Consider the following 23,539-nt stretch of genomic DNA (forward strand, 5'->3'; position numbering starts at 1 on the left):
GCGGACGCGTCGGCATCGCCGAGTTCCTCGAGTACAAGTACATCGCCGTGCCCGTCGGAGCATGACATGCCTGACCGACTCGTCGTCCTCTACCGGGGCAACCGTCCACCCGCTACCGGGCTCATCGAACGCCTCGCGGACACCGTCTACGCCACCGAGGAGGAGCTGCCCTACCTCCTCCCCGGCGCCGACGCCCTCCTGGCCTGGGTCACCATCACCCCGGCCGTCCGCGAGGCCTGGCCCGACAACCCCGAGAAGGCACCCCGCTGGGTCCACGCGTCCTCCGCGGGCGTGGACTCCTTCCTCTTCCCCGCCCTGGTGGACGATCCGGGCGTCGTCCTCACCAATGCCCGCGGGGTGTACGACGAGCCGACCGCCGAGTACGTCCTCGGTCTGATCCTCGCCCTCGCGAAGGACTTCCCCGGCACCTGGGAGCACCAGCGGCGTCGCGAGTGGCGTCCGCGCCTCAGCGACGGCATCACCGGACGCACGGTGCTGGTCTGGGGGACGGGGCCGATCGGCCGGGCCATCGCCCGGCTGCTGGGCGCCGTCGGGATGCGGGTCTGCGGCGCCGGCCGCAAGGCCCGCACGGACGATCCCGACTTCGGCACGGTCCACGGCTCGACGACCCTGACTGCGGCCCTGGGGAAGGCGGATTACGTCGTCCTGGCCGCGCCCCTCACCAAGGGCACCCGGGGCATGGTCGACGCCTCCGTGCTGGCGGCCATGAAGCCGGGGGCACGGCTGATCAACGTCGGCCGGGGCGGACTCGTCGACGAGGAGGCGCTCATCGACCACCTCGCCGCCGGCCGGCTCGCCGGCGCCGCCCTGGACGTCTTCGGCCAGGAGCCGCTGCCGGTTGAATCACCCCTGTGGGACATGCCCGGTGTGATGATCTCCCCGCACACGGCGGGCGAGACCACCAGCGAGCGGGAGGCGCTCGTCGAGGTGTTCCTCGACAACCTCACCCGGCACATCGAGGGTCGCCCTCTGCGTAACGTCGTGGACAAGCGGCGGGGTTACGTGGTCGACGAGACGCCCCCCGTCTGAAGGGCGAGCAGCAGGCACCCCGGTCCGTGGACTCCACCGGCCGGGGTGCCTGCTACTCGCCTTTCTGGCGTCCCAGCGCGCTGCCCGTCACCGCCAGCACGGACAGCACCACCAGCGCGGCGGCCGGGCCGAGCACCGTCCAGGGGGCGAGTTCGGCGTACGGCTGGTTCTCCGACAGGAGCCGGCCCCACTCGGGCGTGGGCGGCTGTTCGCCCAGGCCGAGGAAGCCGAGCGAGGCCAGGACGAGGACGGTGGTGGGCAGCCGCAACAGCGCGTTGCGCAGGACGGCCGGCAGGACGGCGGGGAGCAGGTGACGGCGCAACAGGTGCAGCCGCCCGGCGCCCAGTGCGACGGACGCGGCGATGTGCCCGCTCGCCCGTTCCTGTTCGAGCAGCGCCGCGGTCTGGGCGGCGTACGGGCTCCAGCCGACCGCGCACACCGCGCACGCCGCACCCCACACCGACGGCCCGGTCACGCCCGCGATCAGCAGGCCCGCTAGGACGGCGGGCAGCGTCGACACGACCTCCGTCGGGCCTGCGCTCGCCCGCGGTGCCATGCCCAGCAACAGTCCGATGACGGCGCTGACCGCCGTCACGACGAGGGCGACACCGGCCGTGCGCAGCGCCCCGTGGCCCAGCCGGGCCAGCAGGTCACGGCCCAGCGCGTCCGTGCCCAGGGGGTGTTCGAGGGACGGGGACAGCAACCGTGCCGCCGTGTCGACCTGGAGCGGGTCGCGCAGGAGGCCCGCCGTGACCAGGGTGAGCAGGACGAGGGCGCAGGCCACCGTGATCCAGCGCAGGGACCGCGGCACGGTGAGCGGGGGGCGGTGCAGGGCGGGCAGGGCCCCGTCGCGCAGAGGCCGGCCGAGGAGCGCCTGACGCAGGGCCCGGATCAGGATGCCGGCGCTCACGCCGAGCAGGACCAGCGCCAGGGTCGCGGTCTGCAGCACCGGGAGGTCCTGCGCGACGGCGGCCTCCAGGGCTAGCCGGCCGAGCCCGGGGATGTTGAAGATCTTCTCCACCGCGACCGCACCGCCGACCAGGGCCACGACGGTCGGCAGCAGCTGAGGCAGCATGCCGGGCAGGGTGCGGCGCAGCGCGTTGCGCGCGATGTGGCCGGGCGGGAGTCCGACGGCGTACGCCGTGCGCGCCCACGGTTCGTGGAAGGCGGCGGGCAGCGCCTGGTCGAGCAGCCCGCCGAGCATCGCGCCCGACGGGATGCCGAGGGCGAGCGAGGGCAGCACCATCGACTGCGGCCCGTCCCAGCCGCTGGACGGGAACCACCCCCACCAGACGCCGCACACGGTGGCCAGCACCGACGCGAGCAGGAACTTCGGCAGCGCGGCCAGCACGGCGGCCGTGGCGCCCGCCCGGTCCCGCCGCAGCCGGCGCCGGGAGCCGAGGAACACGGTGCGGGCGCACACCAGCGCGGCCACCAGCGCGGTCACCACGAGCGCGCCCAGCATCAGCGTCAGGGAGACCGACAGGGCGGTCTCCACCTGCGGCATGACCGGTTCGCCGGAGACCCACGAGACGCCCGCGTCCCCACGCGGCAGGCCGCCCAGCCAGTGCGCGAGATGCGCGAGCGGCCCCTCGTCCAGCCCCAACTGCTCGCGTACGGCGGCGAGTTCCGCGGCTGTCGAATTCTGGTCGGCGGACCGGGCGCGCAGCACCGTGCGTGCCGGGTCCGCGCCGGTCAGCCACGGCAGCAGGGCCACCGCACCGAGCAGTACGGCTCCGGCGAGCACCCGGCCGGCCGCCGCCGGCCAGAGGGACGGGCGGGCGGCCGGGGCGTGGGCGACGCTCATGCGTTACCCGACGTGCGTGTCGACGTCGATGAGGGAGCGCTCGCGCGGGTCGAGGATCACGCCCTCGACACCGGTGGCGATGCCCTGCACCGCCTGCTCGTGGACCAGCGGCACCACGGCATCGGTGCGCAGGATCTCCGCCTCCGCCCGCATGATCTTCTCGTGGCGGCGCTGCGTGTCGCGCTCCGCGGCGGCGGCCCGGATGGCCTTGTCCACCGCCCCGTCCTTCAGCCCGGCGATGTTGTAGACACCGTCGCTGGTGAAGTCACTCGCGAGGTAGTCGACCGCGTCACCGGTGTCGAGGAGCGTCACCCGGGAGAAGACGAGGGCGTCGTACTTCCCGGCGAGGAGGTCGGCCTCCATCTGCGTGTACTCGCGCACGTCCTGCTTCACGGTGAACCCGGCCTTCTCCAGCTGCTGCTGGAGCACGGTCGCGGCCTCGGGAAGCTCGGCCCGGTTGGTGTAGGTGGCCAGCCGCAGCGTCCTGCCCTTGGTCGCGGCCTTCACCTCGGCTGCGGTGTCGGCCTCGGCGCGGCCGGTCACGTCCACCCGCCGGCCGGCGGCCCACGGCACGGCGGGCCCGAAGAGGCCCTGCGCGGGGTCGGCGTACCCGCCGAAGACGGAATCGACCAGGGCGGAACCGTCGACGGCCTCCCGGGCGGCCGCGCGCAGCCCGGCGTCGGTGAACATGCCGCTGCCGGTGTTGAGGATCAGGCTGTCGGTGCGCACCGAGGGCACCTCGTGCCGCGTGTCCTTGTCGAGCAACTTCGCCTGGGCGGTGGGGATCCACTCGGCGATGTCGGCCTCGCCGCTGCGCAGCGCGTTGGCGCGGGCGGTGCCGTCCGCGATCCAGCTCACGTCGATGCCGGGCGCCTTCGCCTTGCCGCCCCAGTAGCCGTCGAAGCGGTCGAGCGTCGCCTTGGTCTTGCCGCTGAGCCGGGTGATCTCGAACGGGCCGGTGCCGGTGCCGACCGGGCTGACGGCGCCGTCCTTCGCGTACGCCTTCGCCGAGAGGATCGCCAGTGCGGGGCTGGCCAGCCGCAGCGGCAGCACGGGGTCGGGTGACTTGGTGGTGAGGGTGACGGTGTCGGCGTCGTCGGCCTTCGCCGTCAGGGCCACGTCGCTCAGCACGCGGGGCTTGGGCTTGGCCGCACTCGCGTGGTCGAGCGCGTTGACGACGGACTGGGCGGTGAGCTCGGTGCCGTCCTGGAACTCGGCCTTGCGCAGCTCGAAGGTCCAGGTGGTGTCGTCGTCCTGCTTCCAGGACTTCGCCAGCGCGGGCTTGGCCGTGCCGTTGCGGTCGAGGGCGGTGAGGCCCTCGGCGACGGACAGCTTGCTCAGCACGGTGGCGTCGTTGCTGTACGGGGACAGCGCCTGCACCGGCGGCACGGCCAGCGCGACCCGCAGCCGCCCGCCGGATCCCGCTGCGGCCCCCGTGCCGCCGCCGCTGTCGCCGGGTGCGAAGCAGCCGGCCAGCAGAGGGGTGAGAGCGAGCGCCGCTATGAGGCCGCGGGAGGTGATGCGCATGTCAGTCCTGTCGTGCGGAGGTCGGGCATGCCGCAGCGGCCCGGTGGGAGGGCTTGATCGGCGGCGTCAGCATATAAGGAGAGCCTTACCAAACTCCGCATCGGGTGGGTGAAATCTCAACAACCGGACGGCAGGGGGCGCGTGACCGACGGTGTCGACCGGCTGTGCGAACTGTGCCATCGTGGGCGCCGGGTGGAGGTGAGGCGCATGACCGGCGCGGACCCCGGGCTGTTCGGTCCCCGTTCGGTGACCTGGCAGATGCACGGCGACCCCATGATGTGGATCGCCGGCATCCGGGCCCTCTACCTCCAGGCCCTGCACCCCCGCGCGGTACGCGGCGTCATGCAGAACTCAGACTTCCGGCGTGACGCCTGGGGCCGCCTGATGCGCACCGCGAACTTCGTCGGCACGGCGACCTACGGCACCACCGACGCCGCCGAGCGGGTGGGCGCCCGCGTCCGGAAGATCCACAGCATGCTGACGGCGACCGACCCGGACACCGGCGAGCACTACGGCGTCGACGAACCCGGTCTGCTCCGCTGGGTGCACTGCGCCGAGATCGACTCCTACCTGGACGTCCTGCGCAGGTCCGGATTCCGGCTCACCGACGCCGAGGCCGACCGCTACGTCGCCGAACACCGGCAGAGCGCACGCCTGGTGGGCCTCGACCCCGGCACCGTACCCGCCGACAGGGCCGAACTGGCGGCGTACTTCGAGAAGGTGCGCCCCGAACTGGCCGCCGGTCCCGAAGCGCGCGAGGTGGACGACTTCCTGCTCCGCCCGCCGACGCATCCCCTTCTCGTACCGTTGCGCGAGGTGCTGTGGCGGCGCGTGGCACAACTGGCGTACGCCTCCCTGCCTCCGTACGCCCACGAGCTGTACGGCAGACCGGCCCCCACACCCGCCACCGTCACCCGGCAACTGCGTCTCACCGGCCTCCTGTTGCGCCGCGTTCCCGCACGTGTGCGGTGGCAACTCCCGCCCAAACACATCCTGCGCGCCATGGCGAGGCTCGGCCCGCACGCGCGCCCTGCGCCGTACAAACTCGGACGATAGGCCGCCATACTGGGTGGGGCAGGGGAGGGGCGGGCGAACAGCTACCGGGGGGAGCGTCGCGCGAGATGGGGGAGACCAGGCTCATCCACGGCCGGTACCGGCTGCTCGACCGAATCGGGCGCGGCGGCATGGGCGAGGTGTGGCGGGCACGGGACGAGTCGCTGGGCCGGCACGTCGCCGTCAAGTGCCTCAAACCGCTGGGCCCGAACCACGACCACGCCTTCACCCGGGTGCTGCGGGAGCGGTTCCGCCGCGAGGCCCGGGTGGCCGCCGCGCTCCAGCACCGGGGCATCACCGTGGTGCACGACTTCGGCGAGTCCGACGGCGTCCTCTACCTCGTCATGGAGCTGCTGGACGGCCGCAACCTCAGCCAGCTCCTGGAGGACAACAAGCAGCACCCGCTGCCGGTCGCGGACGTCGTGGAGATCGCCGAGCAGGTCGCCGCCGCCCTCGCCTACTGCCACGAACAGGGCATCGTCCACCGCGATCTGAAGCCCGCCAACATCGTGCGGATCGGCGACGGCACGGTGAAGATCTGCGACTTCGGCATCGCCCGGCTCGGCCACGACATCGGCTTCACGTCCCGGCTGACCGGCACCGGCATCGCCATGGGCACCCCGCACTACATGTCCCCGGAGCAGATCGGCGGCACCGAGGTCGACCAGCGCAGCGACCTCTACTCGTTCGGCTGCGTGCTGTACGAGATCGCCACCGGGGTACCGCCGTTCGACCTCGACGACGCCTGGGCGATCCTCGTCGGCCACCGCGACACCCCGCCCCGCCCGCCGCGCGAGCACCGCCCCGAACTGCCCGCGTACCTCGAGCGGGTCATCCTGGACCTGCTCGCCAAGGAACCCGACGAACGACCCGGCGACGCCCGTGAGCTGGCCCGCCGGATCAGCGCGCACCGGGCCGCGCCCGCCTACGTGCCGAGCGTGGTGGCGGCCCGGCCCGCCCCGGACGAGCCGGCGCACACCGGCCGGCTGCCGTCCTGGACCCGCGGCATGACCACCGGCCACAAGGCGGCCGGCACCGGACTGCGCAGCACGCCGCCGGACCCGGCGGCCGGACTGTCCGGCGAGTGGATCGCGCGGCCCGCCGCCGGCCCCGTCGAGGAACCCGCCCCCGAGGAGCGGCCCGCCCCGCCCCCGGAGGTCCTGACCGCCCTGGCCGGCCGGCACAACGCGGGCCTGAGCCTCGGCCGGCTCGGCCGCTGGGCGGAGGCGGGGGAGGTGCACCGGGCGGTCGCAGCCGAACGCGAGCACCTCCTCGGCCCCGACCACCCGGACACCCTCGCCAGCCGCTACGAGGTCGCCTTCACCCTCAGCCGCACCGGCCGCGCCCCGGACGCCCTGCGCGAGTACAAGCACGTCACCGAGGCCAGGATCCGCACCCTCGGCGCCGACCACCCCGACACGCTCGCCGCCCGCCAGGAGATGGCCTACGTGCTCGGCCAGCTCGGCCGCCCCTTCGACGCGCACCGGGTGTACACGTCCGTGCTCACCGCCCGGGAGCGCACGATGGGTCCCGACCACCCGGACACCCTGCGCTGCCGGCACAACCTCGCCTTCAACCTCAGCCGCCTCGGCCGCCTGGAGGACTCCTACCGCATGGCCCGAGAGGTGGCCGCCGCCCGCGCCCGGGTGCTGGGACCGGACCACCCCGACACCCTGGTCACCCGCTACGAAGTCGCCTACGCGCTCGGCCAGCTCGGCCGCTGGGCCGAGGCCCTGGAGACGTACCGCGAGGTCGCCCAGGCCCGCGGCCGCGCCCTCGGCCCCGACCACCCCGACACGCTCGCCGCCCGGCACGAGATCGGCATCAGCCTGGGCCGCCTCGGCCGCAGCGCGGAGGCCCTGGACCTCTACAGCGCCCTGACCGGCGACCGCACACGGGTCCAGGGCCCCACCCATCCCGAGACCCTGCGCGCCCGCCACGGCCGCTGCGTCAACCTCGGCCGGCTCGGCCGCTGGGAGGAGGCCCTCGCCGAGTCCCGTGACGTGAGCGCCGTCCGCGAGCGGGTCCTCGGCCCGGACCACCCGGACACCCTGGTCAGCCGCCGCGAGGTCGCCGTCGGCCTGGGCTGGCTGGGCCGCTGGGCCGACGCCCTCACCGAGTACCGCCGGGTGGCCGCCGCCCGTGAACGCGTCCTCGGCGCGGACCACCCCGACACCCTCGCCAGCCGCAACGACGAAGCACACTGCCTCCAGCAACTGGGCCGTAGCGAGGAGGCAGTGGCGCTGTACCGCAGGGTGGCGGCCCTGCGCGGGCAGGGGGCGGCGGTCGGGCGGTGACGGGCGTCGGCCACCGCAGGCACGCCCGGTGTGCCGGGGGTGACCGTGCGCGGCCGGCAGGCGTTCGCGGGGCCGTGCTGCCACGTCGGCGTGCCCGGCAGCCGTTCGTCTGGCCGACCCGGATCACCCCGTGTTACGAAGAACCATGACCGCACCCGAGGGACCCCGCGCACACCGGACCTACGACGCCGTCATCGTCGGCGGCGGCCACAACGGCCTGGTCGCCGCCGCCTACCTGGCCCGGGCCGGCCGTTCCGTGCTGGTGCTGGAGCGGCTGGACCACACCGGAGGCGCGGCGGTGTCCACCCGGCCCTTCGCCGGGGTGGACGCCCGGCTGTCGCGCTACTCGTACCTGGTCAGCCTGCTGCCGAAAAAGATCGTGCGGGACCTCGGCCTGGACTTCCGGGTACGCACCCGGACCGTCTCCTCCTACACGCCCGCCGAACGCGACGGCCGCCCCACCGGGCTCCTCGTCGGCGGCGGGGAACGGCGGACCAGGGAGGCGTTCGCCCGGCTCACCGGCTCCGACCGCGAGTACCGGGCCTGGCAGGAGTTCTACGGCATGACCGGCCGCGTCGCCCAGCGGGTCTTCCCGACCCTGACCGAGCCGCTGCCCACCCGCGAGGAACTGCGCCGCCGCCTCGACGACGACCAGGCCTGGCGGACCCTGTTCGAGGAGCCGATCGGCGTCGCCGTCGAGGAGCACTTCACGGACGACCTGGTGCGCGGCGTGGTCCTCACCGACGCGCTCATCGGCACCTTCGCCGACGCCCACGACCCGTCGCTGAAGCAGAACCGCTGTTTCCTCTACCACGTGATCGGCGGCGGCACCGGCGCCTGGGACGTGCCGGTCGGCGGCATGGGCGCACTCACCGACGCCCTGGCCGACGCGGCACGCGCCGCGGGCGCGGTCCTCGCCACCGGCCACGAGGCGCTGCGCATCGCCACGGACGGCCGCACGGCCGAGGTCACCTACCGCACGGCCGACGCCGAGGGCACCGTCGCCGCCCGGCACGTCCTGGTGAACGCCTCCCCACAGGCCCTCGCGGAGCTCACCGGCGACACACCCCCGGCTCCCGCCGAGGGCGCCCAGCTCAAGGTGAACATGCTGCTCGAGCGGCTGCCGCGGCTGCGCGACAGCGCCGTTGACCCGCGCGAGGCGTTCGCCGGCACCTTCCACATCGCCGAGGGCTACGAGCAGCTGGCCACCGCCCACGCCCAGGCCGCCGCCGGTGACCTCCCGGCCGCGCCGCCCTCCGAGATCTACTGCCACTCGCTCACCGACCCGACCATCCTCGGCCCGGACCTGGCCGACCAGGGCTACCAGACGCTCACCCTCTTCGGCCTGCACACCCCGGCCCGCCTGTTCGAGCGGGACAACGACGCCGTACGCGAGGAGCTGCTGAAGTCGACACTCGCCCAGCTCGACGCCCACCTGGCCGAGCCCCTCGCCGACTGCCTGGCCACCGACGCGGACGGACGGCCCTGCATCGAGGCCCGGACCCCGCTCGACCTGGAGCGGGACCTCGGGCTGCCCGGCGGCAACATCTTCCACCGGGAACTGAGCTGGCCCCACGCCCAGGACGGCACCGGCCGCTGGGGCGTGGAGACCCGGCACACGAACGTGCTGCTGTGCGGGGCCGGCGCGGTGCGCGGGGGCGGGGTCAGCGGGGTGCCCGGCCACAATGCGGCGATGGCGGTGCTGGAAACCCGCAACGACTGAATCGCTGCTCCATCGAGGGGCACTCCGACAGGACGAAGACATCCGTACAGCCGGCCGCCCCGCGCGGACGGTCGCACCACCCCCACGGGAGGCTCCCATGGCCGAGCTCAGCCCGACCGACCTCCAGAAGGCCCTCAAGGGCATGGACTACCCCACGGACAAGCAGCACCTGGTGGAGCGTGCCCGCAGCAATCACGCGGACGAGAAGGTCGTCAGGACTCTCGACGGCCTGAAGGAGGACCGCTTCGACGGCCCCAACGAGGTACAGAAGGCCGTCTTCAACCAGTGACCCGACCGTCTCAGTCGGCCGACGGCGTCCACCCCACCGCTTCGATGCGCGACGCGTCCGCGGGGCGTGCCTCGTCGAAGAGGACGCCGTCGGCCGCGTCCACCCGCAGCCCGTCCACATAGGCCCCGCGGCCGACGTACAGCCGGTCCGTCGCGTACCGCCACCGCAGGGCGAGTCGGCGCGCGGCGGGAAGGTCGGCGGTCAGCCCGTGCCAGACGCGGCCGGACCAGCCCGTGACCGAGCCCGACGGGTGCGGCCGGGTGCCCTCGTCCCGGCGGGACGTCGTGAAGGGCACCGGCCGCCAGCTCGTGCCGCCGTCGGTCGTGGCCTCCAGGACCAGGACGTCGGCCTTGGGCTCGGTGTCCCACCACAGCGCGCAGCGCATTCTCGCCCGGCCGGACGACGTGTCGAGCGTGGGGAGGGTGAGCGTCGCCGTGGCGGAGACCGCCATGCCGGAGAACCAGGCCCTGCGCCCTCGCACCGGCCGGACCGGGACGGCCCGCGCCAGGTGGTTCGCGGCGGCCACCCGGGGAGCCGACCCGGAGCGCCAGCTCCGCACCGGATGCACCGAGTTGCCCAGGACGACGAGGAACGAGTCGGTCGTCGGGTCGAGCACCAGCGAGGTGCCCGTGAAGCCGGTGTGCCCGGCACTGCGCGGTGTGGCCATCGCGCCCATGTACCAGTGCTGGTAGAGCTCGAAGCCGAGGCCGTGCTCGTCCCCGGGGAACGCGGTGTTGAAGTCGGTGAACATCAGCTCCACCGACTCGGGCGTCAGGATCCGCGCCCGCCCGTACACGCCGCCGTTGAGCAGCGTACGGCCGAGGACCGCGAGGTCCCACGCGTCGGAGAACACGCCCGCGTGGCCCGCGACCCCGCCGAGGCTGAAGGCGTTCTCGTCGTGCACCTCCCCCCACACCAGGCCGCGGTCGAGCCCGGACCACGGAGCACGTGCGTCCTCCGTGGCCGCGATCTTCGGCCGCCAGGAGGCGGGCGGGTTGTAACGGGTGCGGCGCAGGCCGAGCGGCGCCGTGATCTCGTCGCGGAGGAGGACGTCCAGGGAGCGGCCCGTGATCCGCTCCAGCACGAGCTGGAGCGAGATGAGGTTCAGGTCCGAGTACAGATACGCCGTGCCCGGCGCGCTGACCGGCGCCTCGTCCCAGATGAGCTGGAGCTTCTCCTCGTACGTCGGCGCGCTGTACAGCGGGATCCACGCGCGGAAGCCCGACGTGTGCGTGAGGAGCTGACGGATCGTGATGTCCTGCTTGCCCGCACGACCGAAGTCCGGCAGGTACGAGGCGACCTTCGCCTCCAGCTCCAGCCCGCCCCGCTCCACCTGCTGCACGGCCAGGATCGAGGTGAACAGCTTCGACACCGAAGCCAGGTCGAAGACGGTGTCCTCGGCCATGGGGATCTGCTCGCCGGCCGGGAACTCGACGCCGGTGTCGGTCTTCTCGTCGTAGGCCCGGTAGCGCACCGCCATGCCGATGGGCCGGTGCAGGGCGACGGTGCCGCCCCGTCCGGCGAGCAGGACGGCGCCCGCGTACCAGGGGTGCGCGGGGGAGGGGCCGAGGAACGCCTCGGCGTCGGTGACGAGTCGACGCAGATGGGTGGGGAGCAGCCCGGCGCGTGCGGCCGAGCCGTGCCGCAGCGTGGGGCGCCCCGTGACCGGGGCGGCCTCGGCGGGTAAGGGGGCGAGGGCCAGGGCGCCACCCAGGACCAGGGCGCGCCTGCGGGTCAGCCCGCCGGTCGTCGTCGTTCTTTCAGCCGTGCCTTCGGTCACCGTGCATCCTTCCGCCGATCCGCCCTGGACGTCCCGGACAGTATGTCCCCGTGCCCCGCCCATAAATCTGACGGTGTATCAGAAAACCCCTTCCGTCCTCCGGAGGACTCCGGCATCCTGCGCCCATGCAGACGGAGCTGAGCCAGAAACTGGGAGTCGAGCACGCCGTCTTCGGCTTCACGCCGTTCCCCGCCGTCGCCGCGGCCATCAGCCGGGCCGGCGGCTTCGGCGTGCTCGGCGCGGTCCGCTACACCTCCCCCGACGAGCTCAAACGCGACCTCGACTGGATCGAGGCGCACGTGGACGGCCGGCCCTACGGCCTGGACGTCGTGATGCCGGCGAAGAAGGTCGAGGGCGTCACTGAGGCCGACGTCGAGGCGATGATCCCCGAGGGCCACCGGCAGTTCGTCCGGGAGACCCTCGCCAAGCACGGCGTGCCCGAACTCGCCGAGGGCGAGGCGTCCGGCTGGCGCATCACCGGCTGGATGGAGCAGGTCGCCCGCACCCAGCTAGACGTCGCCTTCGACTACCCGATCCGGCTCCTCGCCAACGCCCTCGGCTCCCCGCCCGCCGACGTCATCGCCCGCGCCCACGACCAGGACGTCCTCGTCGCCGCCCTCGCGGGCAGCGCCCGGCACGCCCGCAAGCACCAGGACGCCGGGATCGACATCGTCGTGGCGCAGGGTTACGAGGCCGGCGGCCACACCGGCGAGATCGCCTCCATGGTGCTCACCCCCGAGGTCGTCGACGCCGTCGCCCCGCTGCCCGTGCTGGCCGCCGGCGGCATCGGCAGCGGACAGCAGGTGGCTGCCGCACTCACGCTCGGCGCTCAAGGCGTGTGGCTGGGCTCCCTGTGGCTCACCACCACGGAAGCTGACCTCCACTCACCCGCCCTCACCCGCAAGCTGCTCGCGGCCGGCTCCGGCGACACCGTCCGCTCCCGCGCGCTGACCGGCAAGCCCGCACGCCAACTGCGCACCGAGTGGACCGACGCCTGGGACGACCCGGCCGGGCCCGGCCCGCTGCCCATGCCGCTGCAGGGCCTGCTGGTCGCCGAGGCCGTCTCGCGCATCCAGAAGTACGAGGTCGACCCGCTGCTCGGCACCCCGGTCGGGCAGATCGTCGGCCGGATGAACAGCGAACGCAGCGTCCAAGCCGTCTTCGACGACCTCACCCGCGGCTTCGAACAGGCCGTGGACCGCATCAACCGCATCGCCGGAAGGAGCGGCCAGTGAACAACAGCGTTCCCGCGGGCTTCTACGCCCAGGCCACCGCCGAACCCGACCGCGCGGTCCTGGTCGCCCCCGACGGCGAGGAGTGGACCGCCGGCCGCCTGCACGCTGACGCCAACCGGCTCGTCCACGGTCTGCGCGCGGCCGGGCTGGAACGCGGTGACACCTTCGCGGTGGTCCTGCCCAACGGCGTCGAGTTCCTCACCGCGTACCTGGCCGCCGGCCAGGCCGGTTTCTACCTCGTCCCCGTCAACCACCACCTGGTCGGACCGGAGATCGCCTGGATCGTCTCCGACTCCGGCGCCAAGGTCCTCCTCGTCCACGAACGCTATGCCGACGCGGCACGCCACGCCGCCGACGAGGCAGGCCTCCCGGCCACCCACCGGTACGCCGTCGGCCCGGTCGAGGGCTTCCGCCCGTACGCCGAACTCCTCCACGGGCAGCCCGAGTCGGCGCCCGACGGCCGCACGCTCGGCTGGGTCATGAACTACACCTCCGGCACCACCGGCCGCCCCCGCGGCATCCGCCGCCCGCTGCCCGGCAAACCCCCCGAGGAGGCGTATCTCGGCGGCTTCCTCGGCATCTTCGGCATCCGGCCGTTCGACGACAACGTGCACTTGGTGTGCTCGCCGCTCTACCACACGGCCGTCCTGCAGTTCGCGGGCGCGTCCCTGCACATCGGCCACCGGCTGGTCCTGATGGACAAGTGGACACCCGAGGAGATGCTCCGTCTCATCGACCGCCACCGCTGCACCCACACCCATATGGTCCCCACCCAGTTCCACCGCCTGCTGGCCCTGCCCGACGAGGTGAAGGACCGCTACGACGTCTCCTCCATGCGGCACGCCATCCACGGCGCCGCGCCCTGCCCCGACCACGTGAAACGGGCCATGCTCGACTGGTGGGGCCCCTGTGTGGAGGAGTACTACGCGGCCAGCGAGGGCGGCGGCGCCTTCGCCACCGCCGAGGACTGGCTGAAGAAGCCGGGCACCGTCGGCAAGGCCTGGCCCATCAGCGAACTCGCGATCTTCGACGACGACGGCAACCGGCTGCCGCCCGGTGAACTCGGCACCGTCTACATGAAGATGAACACCGGCGGCTTCTCCTACCACAAGGACGAGGCCAAGACCCGCAAGAACCGCATCGGCGACTTCTTCACCGTCGGCGACCTCGGCCACCTCGACGAGGACGGCTACCTCTTCCTGCGCGACCGCAAGATCGACCTGATCATCTCCGGCGGGGTCAACATCTACCCGGCCGAGATCGAGTCGGCCCTGCTCGCCCACCCCGCCGTCGCGGACGCCGCCGTCTTCGGCATCCCGCACGACGACTGGGGCGAGGAGGTCAAGGCCGTCGTCGAACCAGCCCCCGGACACCGGCCCGGGCCCGCCCTCGCGGCCGACCTCCTCGACCACTGCGCGCACCGGCTCGCCGGCTACAAGCGGCCCAGGAGTGTCGACTTCATCACCGAGATGCCCCGCGACCCCAACGGCAAGCTGTACAAGCGACGGCTGCGGGAGCCGTACTGGGAGGGCCGGACCCGGCCGGTGTGAGGCGGCGGTGCGGCTTTGGTCGCGACGGTGGGCCCGGGCGTCATCCTTTGGTCGGCGCCCGGCCGCCCTCGGGCCGATGTCCGGCCGGGCCCCGCCTTCCTAGCGTGAAGCCATGACGATCGCGACCGAAGAGGGACCACTGCGGCGTGGGGGCGTACGGCCGGGCGAACGGGCACTCGCCCCCGATCTCGCCCGCGGCATCATGCTGCTGGCCATCGTGCTGTCCAACACCGCCTTCCACCTGTGGGCGGCCCGGCGCGGGCCCTCCGGATGGCAGCCCGTGGACGGCTCGTGGCTGGACCACGCAGTGCAGTTCACCATGATCGTGGTGCTCGACCTGCGGATCTACCCGCTCTTCGCCTTCCTCTTCGGCTACGGCATGATGCAGGTCTACCTTCGGCAGACCGCCGCCGGCACCGACGGGCGCGACGCGGCGAAGGTCCTGCGCAGGCGCAGCCTCTGGCTGATCGTCATCGGCCTGACGCACGCCACCCTGCTGATGTCCGGGGACATCATCGGCTTCTACGGCGTCCTGAGCCTCATCCTGGGCCTGGCCTTCCTGCGGCGCGGCGAACGCGCCCTGACGTGGTGGATCTGGATCGGAGTCGCCCTGCTGCTCCTCGTCACGGCCGGACCCGTCATCTCCGCGCTGCTCCAGGGCGAGCTGGGCACCTTCGGCGACGCCGACGGCGACGCGGGCTTCAAGGCGTACGCGCCGCACGAGGAGAGCTGGCTCACCGCGGCGGGCACCCGGCTCCAGACAGGCCTGTTCGTCACCTTCGCCGCCGCCCCGCTGACCCTCGTCGGCGGCGGGTACATCCTCTTCCTGCTCGGCTTCTGGGCCGCGCGCCGCCGCATCCTGGAGGAACCGGCCCGCCACCGCGGGCTGCTGCGCCGGACGGCGGTCATCGGCATCGCGGCCGGCTGGCTCGGCGCGCTGCCCGCCGCCCTCGCCCACACCGGCGTCCTGCACGTGCCCGACGACACGCAGAGCGAGTCCGGAGCGCTCACGGCCCTGCGCGACATCACGGGCAACGCCGCGGGCCTCGGCTATGTCGCGGCCGTCGCCCTCTTCGCGCACTGGTGGACCACCCGCGGGCCCCGCCGCGGCGCGACGGCGGTGACGGCGGTGGCCTCCGTCGGCAAACGGTCCCTGTCCTGCTACCTCGCCCACTCGCTGCTGTTCGCCCCGGTGCTGGCCGCCTGGGGACTCGGCCTCGGCGCGCACCTGGGCAGCACGACCATGGCGCTCTTCGCGATCGCCGTCTGGCTGGTCACCGTGGCCGGAGCGTACGCCCTGGAGCGGGCCGGTCGCCGGGGCCCGGCCGAAGCGGTGTTGCGCCGGCTGATGTACGGGCCCCGGGCCGGCCGGGGTTGACGAATGAACGGGAGTGCCGCCCCACCGGGAGCGGCACCCCCTCAGCCCCGGTCAGCGGCGCTCGTGCACCCGCACGACCTTCAGCTTCGGCGAGGACAGGATGTCCTTCTCGCAGAAGCGCGACGTCACCCACTTCTCCCCGGAGAAGAGCCGGGTCTGGTCGGCGAAGTGCGACGACTCGGGGTTCGACGACTGGGAGTACGTCAGCAGCGTGCGGGCCACCGGACAGCGGCCGCCGTCCCAGCCCACCGCCTGGAGGTGACTGCTGCCGAACGGCACCTCCGTGTAGCCGCCCTGGGCCGCGTTCCACGTCGGTTCGAGCACGTTCCACACGCCGAGCCTCCCCGAGCCACCAGGCATCGGAAGGCGCTCATCACCACGGACGACGAACTGGTGTGCGCCGAGCGGCGCGTCGAGCGCGACGCCCGCGGCGCGCAGCTCCGCCACCGCGTCGGCGAGCGCGACGGCGAGGCCGGGAGCGTTGGTGTTCAGCGTGTTCGGCGTACGCACCGGGTCCGCCACCGAGAACGGCACCTTCCACAACTCAACCTCCGGCACCGTCCGTTCCAGCTTCCGCCAGAACCGGTCGAACAGCAGCGCCCCCCGGCTCCCGGTGTCCATGGTGCGGTCCCACCCGGTCAGCACGGCACAGGCCTCCGACACGTCGACGGCCTTGCCGTCGCTGCCCGTCGCCGTGCCGCCGGGCAGCGCGGCGCACGCCCGTGCCACGTCCGTCGCGGCGAGATCACCCGCCGGCACCCGGTTGGCGAACTGCTGCCGCTGCAGGTCCCGTACGGTCAGCCGGCCCCGGTCCGCCATCGCCGCCACGTCCTCGATCGCGCCGCGCGTGCGCAGGCCGAGCTGCGTGCCCACCGTGCCGAAGACCCGCTCGTATCCGGTGATCGGCCGGTCGGCGTTGGTCATCCACGCGGTGCCGTTGGAGTTCTCCACGTACGGCGCGTCCCGGAGCGTCGGCATCCGAGCAGGCCCGAAGATGCCCGGCGCCACCGCGTCGGAATCGCTGCCGAGGGCGCAGTCGCCGCGCGAGCCGTCGAGGATCGCGACACCGGACGCCGGATACGTGGTCCTGCCCAGCGCCGTCGAGCAGCGTTCCGCCAGCTCGTCGGTGATGCGCGGAAGTACCTGGGACTGGGTGTAGAGGGAATGTCCCGCGCGGTCGGCGGCGATGGTGTTCACCCAGGGGATGCCCTGGTGCCGGGCGAGGGACGCGAGGACGTCGTCCGTGCTGCGCGCCTTGCCGAAGCCGAGCGAGGTGTCGGCGAAGCGGAGGTTCGCGGCGTTCGGGTCGTGCAGGGCGTAGGCCGTCGTACCGGTCCACTCCAGCGCGACCTGTGCGTTCAGAGAGGTGACGACGGGGCCGTAGCGGGTCCACCACTGGGTGCGGGTCACCGGCGCGCCGTCCTTCACCGCGACCGTCACGGTCCGCTTCCTCATACGCTCCGGCTCGCCGTCCACGAGGTACGTCGTGGGATCGGCCGGATCCAGCTTCAGCTGGTGGAAGTTGGCCGGAATGCCGGTCGAGACGGTGTGGCTCCACGCCACATGTGCGTTGAACCCGATGGAGATCGCCGGGGTACCGAGCAGAGAGCCACCGGAGACGTTCAGCTCGCCGGGGATCGTCTGCTGCGACTGCCAGAACCGGCGTCCGCCCTGCCACGGGTAGTGCGGGTTGCCCAGCAGCAGACCGCTGCCGTTCGCCGTGGTGTCGCCGCGGAAGGCGACCGCGTTGGAGCCCATGCCGGGGTCGCCCCACAGCTCGTCGGCCGCCTTCGCCACGGACTTCGCGTCCGGCGCGCGGGCGGCGAGCGGGGAGGCCGGATTGTCGGCGGTGGTGCCGTTCCCGGTCGGTGGCTGGGCGGCCGTGATGGTATCCACGAAGCGACCCTCGCCGGAGAGCGAGGCGATGGCGAGGCCGCGGGCGGCCACATCCAGCTCGGTGACCGGACGGACCCAGGAGGCACCCGCGCAGGCGGGATCCGTGATCTTCTTCTGCTTCAGCCAGGCGTTGTAACCGGCCGCCCAGCCGCGCATCAGGTCCCGGACCTCACGGCTCGGCCCCGCGGGCGCGGGCTCGGCGAGCAGCTTCTCCACCGTGCGGGTCTCACGGACCCCGCGGAAGTACAGGTCACTGGCGAGATTCGTCCTGGCCCCGGAGAGGGCGCCGTCGGCGGCCGTGCCGGCGCCGAAGTACCGGGAGCGCTCGCCCCGCAGGGTCACGAACCCGTCGGCGAGCGTGCAGACCTCGTCGGACGCCTGCGCCCAGCCCGTGCCGAAGCCCAAATCGGCGTAGTTCTTCGCGAGGATGTGCGGGATGCCGTACTCCGTGTAGCGGATGACGGCGGACAGGCCGTCGCGGGACGGGTGCTGCTCCGCCCGTCCCGGGCCAGGGGCGGCGGCCGCGGGTAACGCGGACGCGGCCGTGAACAGGGCCGTGGCCCCGAGAACGAGTCGTCTCAGGCGGCTGCGCATCGTGCCCTCCAATATCAGTGAGGGAAAGGGGACTTGAGGGTACGGACGTGCCGCGTTCGCACATCGGTACCATGACCTCGGACGCCTCGGGCGGCGGCAGGGTTGAGCCGGTCGGTCCTTGACCTCGACCGGAGGTGAACCGAGGATCAGGTGTCATGACGACGCCCGGACACGGCAGCACGGTCGACGGAGTCCTGCGACGCAGCGCCCGGCGCACCCCGGCGCGCGTCGCGGTCGAGTACGGCGACCGCACCTGGACGTACGACGAGCTGGACACCGCCGTCTCCCGCGCGGCGAGCGTCCTCCTCGCCCTGGGGCTGTCCCCGGGCGACCGGGTGGGCGCGTACGGCCACAACTCCGACGCCTACCTGATCGCCTTCCTGGCCTGCGCCCGCGCGGGCCTGGTGCACGTACCCGTCAACCAGAACCTGACCGGCGACGACCTCGCCTACATCGTCGGCCAGTCCGGCAGCTCCCTGGTCCTCACCGACCCGGACCTCGCCGCACGACTCCCCGACGGCGTACGCACGGTGCCCCTGCGCGACGCCCACGGCTCACTCCTCGCCCGGCTCACCGAGGCGCCCCCGTACGACGGCCCCGAGCCGCGCACCGAGGACCTCGTGCAACTGCTGTACACGTCCGGGACGACCGCCCTGCCCAAGGGCGCGATGATGACGCACCGTGCCCTGGTGCACGAGTACCTGAGCGCGATCACCGCCCTCGACCTCAGTGCGGGCGACCGTCCCGTGCACTCGCTGCCCCTCTACCACTCGGCGCAGATGCACGTCTTCCTGCTGCCCTACCTCGCGGTCGGCGCGACGAACATCATCCTCGACGCACCCGACGGCGACCGGCTCTTCGACCTGGTCGAAGCGGGCCGCGTGGACAGCCTGTTCGCCCCGCCCACCGTCTGGATCGCCCTGTCCAACCGCCCCGACTTCGCCACCCGCGACCTGGGCGGCCTGCGCAAGGCGTACTACGGGGCGTCGATCATGCCGGTCCCCGTACTGGAACGGCTGAAGGAACGCCTGCCGGAACTGGCGTTCTACAACTGCTTCGGGCAGAGCGAGATCGGCCCCCTGGCCACGGTCCTCGCCCCCGAGGAACACAAGGGGCGCATGGACTCCTGCGGCCGTCCGGTGCTGTTCGTCGACGCGCGGGTCGTCGACGAGGACGGCAAGGACGTACCGGACGGCACCCCCGGCGAGATCGTCTACCGCTCTCCGCAACTGTGCGAGGGCTACTGGGACAAGCCCGAGGAGACCGCCGAGGCCTTCCGCGACGGCTGGTTCCGCTCCGGCGACCTCGCGGTACGGGACGCGCACGGCTACTACACGATCGTCGACCGGGTGAAGGACGTCATCAACTCCGGTGGTGTACTGGTCGCTTCACGCCAGGTCGAGGACGCCCTGTACACCCATCCCCAGGTCGCCGAGGCCGCGGTCGTGGGCCTGCCCGACGAACGCTGGATCGAGGCCGTCACAGCCGTCGTCGTCCCACGCGGCGAGGTCACCGAGGCGGAACTCATCGCCCACACCCGCGAGAAGCTCGCCCCCTTCAAGGCTCCGAAGCGGGTGGTGTTCGTGGAGAGCCTCCCGCGCAACGCCAGCGGGAAGATCCTCAAGCGGGAGCTCCGGAAAGGCCTCGGGGGCGGGCCGGGTCTCGCGGCCTCGGACGGATGACGCCGCGCCGTCCCCCGACGAAACGCGTTGCGCCGAAGACTCCGAGAGCGTGAGGATCGGGGCCATGCCGATCTTCACCGCCCCGGACGGCACCCGGCTCGCCTGTCACCTGCGCGGAGCGGGTGAGACGCTGGTCGTGCTGCCCGGCGGGCCCATGCGCGCCTCCGCGTACCTCGGGAACCTGGGCGGACTGGACGCCCACCGCCAGCTGGTGTTCCTCGATCTGCGCGGCACCGGACAGTCCGCGGTGCCCGAGGATCCGGCGACCTACCGTTGCGACCGGCTCGTGGACGACGTCGAGGCGCTGCGCCGCCACCTGGGCCTGGAGCGGATGGACGTGCTCGCACACTCGGCGGGCGGCAGTCTCGCCCTGCTGTACGCGGCTCGGTATCCGCACAGGACGGGACGGCTGGCGCTCATCACCGCCATCCCGTGGGCGCTGGGCCTGCCGGCGACGGCCGAGGACCGGCTCGCGGCGGCCCGGCTGCGCGCGGCGGAACCCTGGTTCGCCGACGCGTTCCCGGCGTTCGAGGCCTGGCTGTCCGGTACCGGTGACTTCGACCCCGTGTTCCTGCCGTTCTTCTACGGCCGTTGGGACGACACCGCACGGGCCCACGCCGACCGCGAGGAGGACGAGACCAACGACCTCGCCGCGGACCGCTACGGCGCGGACGGCGCCTACGACCCGGACGCGACCCGGACCGCCCTGGCCCGCGTCACCGCCCCGGTGCTCGTCCTCGCCGGTGAGGTCGACGGCGGCCCCCGCCCCGGCCTGGCCCGGCGTGCCGCCGAGGCATTCCCGGCGGTCGAGGTCGCGGTGCAGCCGGGGGCCGGACACTACCCGTGGCTGGACGACCCGGAGTGGTTCGTGCGACGCGTCGCACGCTTCTTCCGCGCCCGGGACTGAGATCCTCTGCTGTCCGCAGAGCGGGCCCGGCCCGCGGTCCGCACCCCGCTACCGTGCCCGGCATGGACACCGAACCACGCACCGTACGGGCGAACGGCATCACCCAGGCCTACCGCGTCTGGGGGCCGGCGGACGCGCCGCCCGTCGTCCTCCTGCACGCCCGCGGGACCGACGGCGCCGACTGGGCGGAGATCGCCCCCGCGCTGGCCGCCGGGCCCCGCCGGGTGTACGCCCCCGACCTGCGCGGACACGGCCGCAGCGACTGGCCCGGCGGATACGCCTACGCGGCCATGCGCGACGACGTGCACGCCTTCCTCGGCGCGCTCGGCATCGCCCGCGCCGACGTCGTGGGCCACTCGCTCGGCGGCGCCGTCGCCTGCCTGCTCGCCCAGCACAGCCCGCGGCTCGTACGGCGGCTCGTCCTGGAGGACGTCCCCGCGCCCTTCCCGCTGGACCCGCCGCGCCCGCCCGCCGAACATCCGGGCGGGGACCTGCCGTACGACTGGGCGATGATCCTCGCCACCGACGAACAGCGCAACGCCCCGGACCCCGTGTGGTGGGACGACATGGGGCGGATCACCATGCCGACGCTGCTGATCGGTGGCGGGCCGACCAGCCTGATCCCCCAGGAGCAGATCGACGCCCTCGCCGAGCTGCTGCCCGATGCCCGGCGCGTCACCATCGACGCCGGGCACCTCGTGCACGAGGCACGGCCCCGGGAGTTCCTCGCGGCGGTGGGGGAGTTCCTCAGCCCTGCGGACCGTACGCCGTCATGAAACGGTCGCGGAACTTGTCCATGCCCCACCGGGGCGCGTCCGGGGCCGGCTTGAGGCCGTCGGTCCAGCCCCAGTCGGCGACCCGGTCCAGGACCTTCTTGTCGTGCGCGACGATGGTGACCGGCACGTCCTTGCCGGTGTCCCCCGCGGTGACCGTCGGCACCGGCTGGTGGTCGCCGAGGAAGACGAGCACCGTGTTCTCGTCGCCGTAGCGCTCGACCCACTCGGTCAGGCTGCGGATCGAGTACTCGATGGCACGCCGGTACTCGGTGCGCACCTTCTCCGGGTCCTTCCAGACCTCCGTGGGGTTGGTGCCCTCCTTCTTGATGCGGTGGAACACCGAACCGTCACCGAGGTCCTCCCAGTCGATCATGTGGGCGATGGGGGACCAGGGGTTGTGGCTGGAGGCCAGGATGATCTCCGCCATGATCGGCTCGCGGTCCTTCCTGCCGTGCTCCAGGCGCTGGAAGGCCTCCATGCTGAACTGGTCGGGCACGGGCGTCCAGCTGAAGTACGGGCCGTGGTAACCGAGGTGCTCGGAGTCGTAGATGTGGTCCAGGCCGAAGTACTTGCCCTCCGGCCAGGCCCGGCGCACACCCGGGACGATGCCGACGGTCCGCCAGGCGCCGGTCTTTCCGAAGTACTTGGTCAGCGTCATGCGGTCGCTGGTGGTCAGGCTGCGGTACCGCTGCTGGTTCTTGATCCACAGGCCGGACAGGAACGTCGAGTGGGCGAGCCAGCTGCCCGCGCCCGTCACCGGCGACTGCAACCAGCCGCTGCGCGACTCGAACCCGGCCGCCTTGAGCGACGCGGTGCCCTCCTTCAGCACCGCGTCGGTCTGCTTCGCCATCGCCGGGTCGTCGATCGCGACCCGGCCGTAGCTCTCGATGAAGGTGAACAGGACGTCCTTGCCGCGCAGGCCCGTGAGCAACTGGTCCGGCGGCGTCTTCGCGAAGGCGTCCACGGCGGCCTGCTTCCGGAAGACCCGCGCGTCCTTCAGCCCCGCACGCACCTGGTCCACGCGGTTGCCGAGGAACTCCGCGTTGCCCTTGGTGGCGATCGGCACGGTGCCGATCTGCACGCCCAGGGTCATGCAGGTGATCCACGCCGTGCCGAGGACCAGCGTCGTACGGGCGGCGACAGGACGGTGCCGGACCATGAGGTTCGTCAGCCGCACCACGGCGAGGGTCGTGAGGACCAGCACCGCGACGAGCAGCACGATCACCCCGATCACCGCCAGCACCTGGCCGGTACGGCCGAACGTCTCCCGCAGGAAGTCCGTGGCGTTCTCGATCAGAATCCAGTCCAGGACCAGGTCGAAGGGCCGGGCCAGCACCTGGTAGAAGCCCATGTCGACGAACTTCAGGACCGTGACCAGCCCGAGGAACAGGCCCGAGACGACTGCCACGATCCGCCGGGGCCTCGGCGGCAGCGCGAGCAGCAGACCCGCGAGCAGCACACCCTCGGCGGGGATACGAACGAACGAGGCGAACTCGATCCGCTCGATCCGGTTCGGCAGCAGCAGCGCGAAGAGCACGAGCGCGCCGGCCAGGACGGTCGTACCGACGCTCAGGGAGCGTGCCGCGCCTGGATGCCTTGCCCGCCATCCACGCCGTCGGCCATGTTCCCGGGCGGTGGCCGGTGTGGCCACATCCGTAGCCGTGTCGCCGCTGTCCCGGGGCTCCGTCTCGGATGCCGCTGCTTCTTCCGCGACGGCCGCGGGCTCGGTGCCGTCGTCCGCCGGGTCGGCCGCGGCGGTGTCGGCTTCCCTGTCGGTGTCGGGCAGATGACGAGACGGCGTGTGGTGCGACACGCGGAGGTTCCTTCCGTACATGGCCTTGCTGCCTGGCGCGGCGGATCAGCTTCGTAGGGCCGGGTCCGTCATGCTCCGTACGGCCGACCGTCACCGCCTGTTCAACGACGAAGGTCAACCGCGCGCAAAGAGTACGCCGGGAGCCAGAACAGCAGAACGTTCCGGCGGCGCGGCGCAGTTCC

Annotated in this window: 16 protein-coding genes; 11 read left to right on the forward strand and 5 right to left on the reverse strand. The window is 72.9% G+C overall.

Features of this window, described 5'->3' with window-relative positions:
- The first annotated feature begins 66 nt into the window (after positions 1-66).
- Positions 67-1,050 (forward strand): D-2-hydroxyacid dehydrogenase, encoded by a 984-nt coding sequence (locus GTY47_RS13955; protein WP_010033000.1) that lies wholly within the window; start codon positions 67-69, stop codon positions 1,048-1,050.
- 52 nt (positions 1,051-1,102) lie between these two features.
- On the opposite strand, the gene GTY47_RS13960 is transcribed toward GTY47_RS13955, so the two are convergent.
- Both GTY47_RS13960 and GTY47_RS13965 read right to left on the reverse strand, forming a co-directional pair.
- Complete coding sequence (locus GTY47_RS13960) at positions 1,103-2,857, reverse strand: ABC transporter permease subunit (protein ID WP_010033002.1); 1,755 nt, start codon at positions 2,855-2,857, stop codon at positions 1,103-1,105.
- Between the two features lie 3 nt (positions 2,858-2,860).
- A complete protein-coding gene (locus GTY47_RS13965) occupies positions 2,861-4,384 on the reverse strand; it encodes an ABC transporter substrate-binding protein (RefSeq protein ID WP_010033003.1) in 1,524 nt (507 codons plus the stop codon).
- 207 nt (positions 4,385-4,591) lie between these two features.
- Between GTY47_RS13965 and GTY47_RS13970 the strand changes: the two genes are divergently transcribed.
- The 4 genes from GTY47_RS13970 to GTY47_RS13985 all read left to right on the forward strand — a co-directional run bounded on the left by GTY47_RS13970 (position 4,592) and on the right by GTY47_RS13985 (position 9,746).
- Entirely contained in the window at positions 4,592-5,440 is an 849-nt protein-coding gene (locus GTY47_RS13970; protein ID WP_010033004.1) for an oxygenase MpaB family protein, read from the forward strand.
- A gap of 65 nt (positions 5,441-5,505) precedes the next feature.
- Complete coding sequence (locus GTY47_RS13975; protein ID WP_010033005.1) at positions 5,506-7,734, forward strand: serine/threonine-protein kinase; 2,229 nt, start codon at positions 5,506-5,508, stop codon at positions 7,732-7,734.
- A 145-nt stretch (positions 7,735-7,879) separates the two neighbouring features.
- Positions 7,880-9,457 carry an NAD(P)/FAD-dependent oxidoreductase gene (locus GTY47_RS13980; RefSeq protein WP_010033007.1) on the forward strand — a complete coding sequence of 526 codons (1,578 nt, stop codon included), beginning with the start codon at positions 7,880-7,882 and terminating at the stop codon, positions 9,455-9,457.
- Positions 9,458-9,554: 97 nt separating this feature from the next.
- A complete protein-coding gene (locus GTY47_RS13985; protein WP_010033009.1) occupies positions 9,555-9,746 on the forward strand; it encodes a DUF2795 domain-containing protein in 192 nt (63 codons plus the stop codon).
- Positions 9,747-9,756: 10 nt separating this feature from the next.
- Here GTY47_RS13985 and GTY47_RS13990 read toward each other — a convergent pair whose 3' ends face one another.
- The gene (locus GTY47_RS13990) at positions 9,757-11,526 is read right to left on the reverse strand and encodes a serine hydrolase domain-containing protein (RefSeq protein ID WP_010033010.1); all 1,770 of its coding nucleotides are present in this window, start codon (positions 11,524-11,526) and stop codon (positions 9,757-9,759) included.
- A gap of 125 nt (positions 11,527-11,651) precedes the next feature.
- Here GTY47_RS13990 and GTY47_RS13995 point away from each other — a divergent pair, with 125 nt between their 5' ends.
- The 3 genes from GTY47_RS13995 (at position 11,652) to GTY47_RS14005 (ending at position 15,689) form a co-directional block, all read left to right on the forward strand.
- The gene (locus GTY47_RS13995) at positions 11,652-12,761 is read left to right on the forward strand and encodes a nitronate monooxygenase family protein (RefSeq protein ID WP_010033011.1); all 1,110 of its coding nucleotides are present in this window, start codon (positions 11,652-11,654) and stop codon (positions 12,759-12,761) included.
- The gene (locus tag GTY47_RS14000; RefSeq protein ID WP_010033013.1) at positions 12,758-14,311 is read left to right on the forward strand and encodes an acyl-CoA synthetase; all 1,554 of its coding nucleotides are present in this window, start codon (positions 12,758-12,760) and stop codon (positions 14,309-14,311) included. The genes GTY47_RS13995 and GTY47_RS14000 overlap by 4 nt, the downstream gene beginning before the upstream one ends.
- A 112-nt stretch (positions 14,312-14,423) precedes the next feature.
- Positions 14,424-15,689, forward strand: a complete 1,266-nt coding sequence (locus GTY47_RS14005) for a DUF418 domain-containing protein (RefSeq protein WP_010033014.1) — start codon at positions 14,424-14,426, stop codon at positions 15,687-15,689.
- Between the two features lie 51 nt (positions 15,690-15,740).
- On the opposite strand, the gene GTY47_RS14010 is transcribed toward GTY47_RS14005, so the two are convergent.
- Complete coding sequence (locus GTY47_RS14010) at positions 15,741-18,179, reverse strand: penicillin acylase family protein (RefSeq protein ID WP_010033016.1); 2,439 nt, start codon at positions 18,177-18,179, stop codon at positions 15,741-15,743.
- Positions 18,180-18,334: 155 nt separating this feature from the next.
- Here GTY47_RS14010 and GTY47_RS14015 point away from each other — a divergent pair, with 155 nt between their 5' ends.
- The 3 genes from GTY47_RS14015 to GTY47_RS14025 all read left to right on the forward strand — a co-directional run bounded on the left by GTY47_RS14015 (position 18,335) and on the right by GTY47_RS14025 (position 21,544).
- Positions 18,335-19,861 carry a fatty acyl-CoA synthetase gene (locus tag GTY47_RS14015; RefSeq protein ID WP_010033017.1) on the forward strand — a complete coding sequence of 509 codons (1,527 nt, stop codon included), beginning with the start codon at positions 18,335-18,337 and terminating at the stop codon, positions 19,859-19,861.
- Between the two features lie 64 nt (positions 19,862-19,925).
- Positions 19,926-20,768, forward strand: coding sequence for an alpha/beta hydrolase (locus tag GTY47_RS14020; RefSeq protein WP_010033018.1), 843 nt, complete (start codon positions 19,926-19,928; stop codon positions 20,766-20,768).
- Between the two features lie 62 nt (positions 20,769-20,830).
- Positions 20,831-21,544, forward strand: coding sequence for an alpha/beta hydrolase (locus GTY47_RS14025; protein ID WP_010033019.1), 714 nt, complete (start codon positions 20,831-20,833; stop codon positions 21,542-21,544).
- On the opposite strand, the gene GTY47_RS14030 is transcribed toward GTY47_RS14025, so the two are convergent.
- Positions 21,516-23,357 (reverse strand): hypothetical protein, encoded by a 1,842-nt coding sequence (locus tag GTY47_RS14030; RefSeq protein ID WP_010033020.1) that lies wholly within the window; start codon positions 23,355-23,357, stop codon positions 21,516-21,518. The two genes, GTY47_RS14025 and GTY47_RS14030, sit on opposite strands and share 29 nt — an antisense overlap.
- Positions 23,358-23,539: the final 182 nt, after the last annotated feature.

The organism is Streptomyces sp. SID5464 (assembly GCF_009862985.1).
In the GTDB taxonomy this organism is placed as follows: domain Bacteria; phylum Actinomycetota; class Actinomycetes; order Streptomycetales; family Streptomycetaceae; genus Streptomyces; species Streptomyces chartreusis_D.

Bases quoted from the DNA above. Each gene is read 5' to 3' on its own strand.
- GTY47_RS13955 (WP_010033000.1), top strand. From the start codon at position 67: ATGCCTGACCGACTCGTCGTCCTCTACCGGGGCAACCGTCCACCCGCT.
- GTY47_RS13960 (WP_010033002.1), bottom strand. From the start codon at position 2,857: ATGAGCGTCGCCCACGCCCCGGCCGCCCGCCCGTCCCTCTGGCCGGCG.
- GTY47_RS13965 (WP_010033003.1), bottom strand. From the start codon at position 4,384: ATGCGCATCACCTCCCGCGGCCTCATAGCGGCGCTCGCTCTCACCCCT.
- GTY47_RS13970 (WP_010033004.1), top strand. From the start codon at position 4,592: ATGACCGGCGCGGACCCCGGGCTGTTCGGTCCCCGTTCGGTGACCTGG.
- GTY47_RS13975 (WP_010033005.1), top strand. From the start codon at position 5,506: ATGGGGGAGACCAGGCTCATCCACGGCCGGTACCGGCTGCTCGACCGA.
- GTY47_RS13980 (WP_010033007.1), top strand. From the start codon at position 7,880: ATGACCGCACCCGAGGGACCCCGCGCACACCGGACCTACGACGCCGTC.
- GTY47_RS13985 (WP_010033009.1), top strand. From the start codon at position 9,555: ATGGCCGAGCTCAGCCCGACCGACCTCCAGAAGGCCCTCAAGGGCATG.
- GTY47_RS13995 (WP_010033011.1), top strand. From the start codon at position 11,652: ATGCAGACGGAGCTGAGCCAGAAACTGGGAGTCGAGCACGCCGTCTTC.
- GTY47_RS14005 (WP_010033014.1), top strand. From the start codon at position 14,424: ATGACGATCGCGACCGAAGAGGGACCACTGCGGCGTGGGGGCGTACGG.
- GTY47_RS14010 (WP_010033016.1), bottom strand. From the start codon at position 18,179: ATGCGCAGCCGCCTGAGACGACTCGTTCTCGGGGCCACGGCCCTGTTC.
- GTY47_RS14015 (WP_010033017.1), top strand. From the start codon at position 18,335: ATGACGACGCCCGGACACGGCAGCACGGTCGACGGAGTCCTGCGACGC.
- GTY47_RS14020 (WP_010033018.1), top strand. From the start codon at position 19,926: ATGCCGATCTTCACCGCCCCGGACGGCACCCGGCTCGCCTGTCACCTG.
- GTY47_RS14025 (WP_010033019.1), top strand. From the start codon at position 20,831: ATGGACACCGAACCACGCACCGTACGGGCGAACGGCATCACCCAGGCC.